The sequence below is a fragment of the Gryllotalpicola sp. CP2-P1 genome, assembly GCF_057512245.1.
In genome coordinates this window covers 1-3,999 of record NZ_JBLRDT010000219.1, presented here as the reverse complement: position 1 = coordinate 3,999, position 3,999 = coordinate 1, and the positions used below count along the sequence as shown (strand labels likewise).

The window sequence follows — 3,999 nt, the reverse complement described above, 5'->3', positions numbered from 1 at the left end:
CCTCGACCGCTCCGAGGTCGTGAGCTTGCTCGACGGCCGCCGTCTCCTTCCGGCGATCTTCTTCGTCTTCAGCCGCGCCGGGTGCGATCAGGCGGTGAAGCAGGTGCTGCGCGCCGGCATCCGCCTCACCGAGGCGTGGGAGCGCGAGGAGATCCGGCAGGTCGTCGAGGAGCGCACCAGGACCCTGCTCGACGAGGACCTCGCGGTGCTCGGCTACTGGGAGTGGCTCGAGGGCCTGCAGCGCGGTGTCGCCGCCCACCACGCGGGGCTCCTGCCCGCCTTCAAGGAGGTCGTCGAGGAGCTCTTCCAGCGCAAGCTGGTCAAGGTCGTCTTCGCCACCGAGACGCTCGCGCTCGGCATCAACATGCCCGCCCGCACCGTGGTGCTCGAGAAGCTCGAGAAGTTCAACGGCGAGGCGCGCGTGCCGATCACGCCGGGGGAGTACACCCAGCTCACCGGCCGAGCGGGTCGGCGCGGCATCGACGTGGAAGGGCACTCGGTCATCCAGTGGGTGGACGGGATGGACCCCCAGGCCGTCGCCGCACTGGCCTCCCGCCGCTCCTACCCGCTCAACTCGAGCTTCCGGCCGACCTACAACATGGCCGTGAACCTGATCGAGCAGTTCGGGCGCGAGCGCACGCGCGAGATCCTCGAGTCGTCGTTCGCGCAGTTCCAGGCCGACCGCGCGGTCGTCGACCTCGCGCGCACGGTCCGCAAGCGCGAGGAATCCCTTGCCGGCTATGCCCCGGCGATGGAGTGCCACCTCGGTGACTTCGCCGAATACGCTGCGCTCCGCCGCCAGGTGAGCGACCTCGAAAAGCAGAACAGCAGGATGCAGGGGCAGTCGGCCGCCGCGAAGACACGCGTGCAGCGCCAGCTCGCCGACCTCAGACAGCGCATGCGGCGCCACCCCTGCCACGGCTGCGCCGAGCGCGAGCAGCACGCCCGCTGGGCGGAGCGGTGGTGGCGCCTCAAGCGCGAGACCGACCAGCTGAACTCGCAGATCCGCAGCCGCACGGGCGCCGTCGCCCGCGTCTTCGATCGGGTCAGCGAGGTGCTCATCGCGATCGACTACCTGCGCGTCGGCGACGACGGGCAGGCGGTGCTGACGCCTCACGGCCGGCGCCTCAGGCGCATCTACGGCGAGCGCGACCTGCTCGTCGCCGAGTCCCTGCGGCACGGCCTCTGGGACGGGCTGGATGCCCCGAGCCTCGCCGCCATGGCCTGCGCGCTGGTCTTCGAGCCGCGCCGCGACGAAGTCGACCCGCCCGAGCATCTGCTGCCCCGCGGCCGCTTCCGCCAGGCGCTCGATGCAACGCAGAAGCTCTGGGCCGAACTCGACGACCTCGAGCGCGAGCACCGGCTGCCCGGCAGCGACCCCCTGTCGATCGGGCTCGCCCCGGCGATGCACTCGTGGGCTCGTGGCCAGAGCCTCGAGTGGGTTCTCGAGCAGGCCGATCTCGCCGCCGGTGACTTCGTGCGCTGGGCGAAGCAGACCATCGACCTGCTCGACCAGCTGTCGATCGTCGCCGACGGCGAGCTGGGGCGCACGGCGCGCCAGGCGCTCGACGCCGTGCGCCGCGGAATCGTCGCGTATTCGAGCGTGGGCTAGGGATGCCTGAGCGAACCGCCCACGTCCCGCTCTGGGCCGCCCTGCTCTGCTCCGCCGCCGGAGGAGTGCTGTTCGACGGCGCCTTCCCCGACCACTACTGGTGGCCGCTGGTCTTTCCGGCCGTCGCCCTGCTGCTGTTCGCGCAGCAGGGCAGGGGGGCGTGGAGCGCGCTGCTCGTGGGCTTCGTCGGCGGGCTCGCCTTCTACATCTCCGACATCTACTGGACGGCGCTGTACCTCGGGCCCATCCCGTGGCTCGCCCTCTCGATCACCGAGGCGGCGTTCTGGGCGGTCGGGGCACTGCTCTACACGCTCGCCTACCGCTGGGTGCCCCGCGCCCTGCCCGGTGTCTTCGGCCGGGTCGTTGCCCTGCCGCTCATCGTCGCGGGCCTGTGGACCCTGCGGGAGCTGCAGACCAACCACTGGCCGTTCACGGGCTTCGCCTGGGGGCGCGTCGCCTACACGCAGTCGGCGAGCCCGTTCACCCACCTGGTCGCGTGGGTCGGCGTCTCGGGGCTGACCTTCCTGCTCGTGTGGATCTCGGCGCTCGCCCTCGCCTGCGTCCAGGAGGCTGCCCTCAGGCCGCTGACGCGCGGGGTCATTCCCGTCATCACGGTGCTGGCCGTGGCGGCCGTGCCGAGCTGGCCGAGTGCCGCTCACGGCACGACCCGGGTCGCGGCGGTGCAGGGGAACGGACCGGCAGGCTATTTCCAGAAGCACGCCTACGGCGATGTCGAGAACGCGCAGCTCGCGGCCAGCCTGCCGCTCCTCGGCAAGGGCCCCTTCAGCATGGTCGTGTGGCCAGAGGGCGCCGCCGACGCGAACCCCCTGCAGGACTCGAGCAGCGCCTCCGCGCTCAGTGCCCTCTCGACCGCGCTCGGGGCTCCGCTCGTCGTCGGCGCCATCACGCAGGACGGCGCCAAGACGTTCAACTCCTCGCTGCTGTGGAGCGGATTCGACGGCAAGACCGCGCAGTACGACAAGCAGCTGCCCGTGCCGTTCGGCGAGTACATCCCGTATCGCTCCGTGTTCCACGCCATCGCGCCCGGCCTCGTCGACCTGGTGCAGCGCGACTACACGCCCGGCAGCCGCCCCAACGTCTTCGACATCGACGACATCAAGGCCGGCATCTCGATCTGCTTCGACATCATCGACGACCGGCAGATCCCGCAGATGATCAACGGAGGAGCCCAGCTCATCCTCGCGCAGACGAACAACGCCGACTTCGGGCAGACCGAAGAGAACGTGCAGCAGCTCGCGATCGCCCGCATGCGCGCCGTCGAGGCCGATCGCGCCGTCGTCAACATCTCGACCGTCGGCACGAGCCAGGTGATCGCGCCCGACGGGCACACGATCGCAGCGATCCCCGCCTACAAACCGGGTCGCCTCGTCGCCGACGTGCCGCTCTCGAACGGCATCACGCCCGCTGTCCGCCTCGCATCGGCGATCGAGCTGGGAGCGGCGACGCTCGGGGGAGCGGGGCTGGTCGGATGCCTCGTGCTCGTGCTCGCACAAAGAAGACGCCGCCCGGCGGATGCTCCGGCGGACGGCGTCTCACAAGATGCTGCGCGCTCCTCGATGGCTGGGCGGCCTTAGGCGTTCTGCTCTTGGCCGCGGCGCGACCGCAGGTAGTTGAGGCGCTCCTGCAGCAGCTCTTCGAGCTCTGCCTCGGTGCGGCGCTCCAGCAGCATGTCCCAGTGGCTGCGCGGGGCCTTGGCCTCGGCGCGGTCGACCTCGACGGGCTTGTCATCGACCAGCAGCGTGGCCTCATGACCGCAGTAGCGGCACTCCCAGGTCTCGGGAGCCTCGGCTTCGGCGGCGAACACCATGGTCGTCTCGCGGCCGCAGTTCGAACATGCGTAAGTGTGGGTGGCGCGCGGCGAGAAGCTCACGCCCTCTTCCGTCTGCAGGCTCTGAGCACCGAGCCTCATTCCACGTAGGCTTCGATCTGCCATTCGGGACTCCTTCACGCTCGATACGAATTCCGATACGAATTCATGAAGTGGGAACGTCCAAGCGTCCCATGAGCTTCCCAGTGAAGCGGCAGACTCAGGGGTTTGCCAGGTGCTTGACAACGCGGAGGGCGAGGTCCGCGCGATCCGTGACGATTCCGTCGACACCGAGCTCGACGAGACGGCGCATCTCTGCCTCGTCGTTCACGGTCCACACGTGCACCTCGACGCCGGCCCGATGCGCCGCGGCGATGAATCGGGGAGTGACCACGCGGATCGGCCCCTGCCGCTCGGGCACCTGCACGGCGTCGACACCGGCGAGTGCCGCGCGCACGATGAAGCCGAGGCCGAGGCGCACCCCGATGAGCGCGCTGACCACGCCCCGCTGCGACGCAGAGGTCGCGACCGAGCCGCGGCCGCCGAGAGCGTCGAGCAC

At 70.2% G+C, this 3,999-nt stretch carries 4 protein-coding genes; 2 read left to right on the top strand and 2 right to left on the bottom strand.

The window, feature by feature from the left end:
* Both ACM2XV_RS13080 and lnt read left to right on the top strand, forming a co-directional pair.
* Positions 1-1,612 (top strand): DEAD/DEAH box helicase (locus ACM2XV_RS13080; protein ID WP_487027241.1); only part of this gene is annotated, 1,612 nt, incomplete at its 5' end.
* A gap of 2 nt (positions 1,613-1,614) precedes the next feature.
* Positions 1,615-3,207, top strand: coding sequence for an apolipoprotein N-acyltransferase (gene lnt, locus ACM2XV_RS13075; RefSeq protein WP_487027240.1), 1,593 nt, complete (start codon positions 1,615-1,617; stop codon positions 3,205-3,207).
* Here lnt and ACM2XV_RS13070 read toward each other — a convergent pair.
* Complete coding sequence (locus ACM2XV_RS13070) at positions 3,204-3,566, bottom strand: RNA polymerase-binding protein RbpA (RefSeq protein WP_344778071.1); 363 nt, start codon at positions 3,564-3,566, stop codon at positions 3,204-3,206. The genes lnt and ACM2XV_RS13070 overlap by 4 nt on opposite strands.
* A gap of 94 nt (positions 3,567-3,660) precedes the next feature.
* The coding region (locus ACM2XV_RS13065) for a glycerophosphodiester phosphodiesterase family protein (protein ID WP_487027239.1) at positions 3,661-3,999 on the bottom strand (339 nt) is incomplete at its 5' end.

Excerpts from the sequence above, each read along its gene's own strand:
- lnt (WP_487027240.1), top strand. The coding sequence starts at position 1,615 with ATGCCTGAGCGAACCGCCCACGTCCCGCTCTGGGCCGCCCTGCTCTGC.
- ACM2XV_RS13070 (WP_344778071.1), bottom strand. The coding sequence starts at position 3,566 with ATGGCAGATCGAAGCCTACGTGGAATGAGGCTCGGTGCTCAGAGCCTG.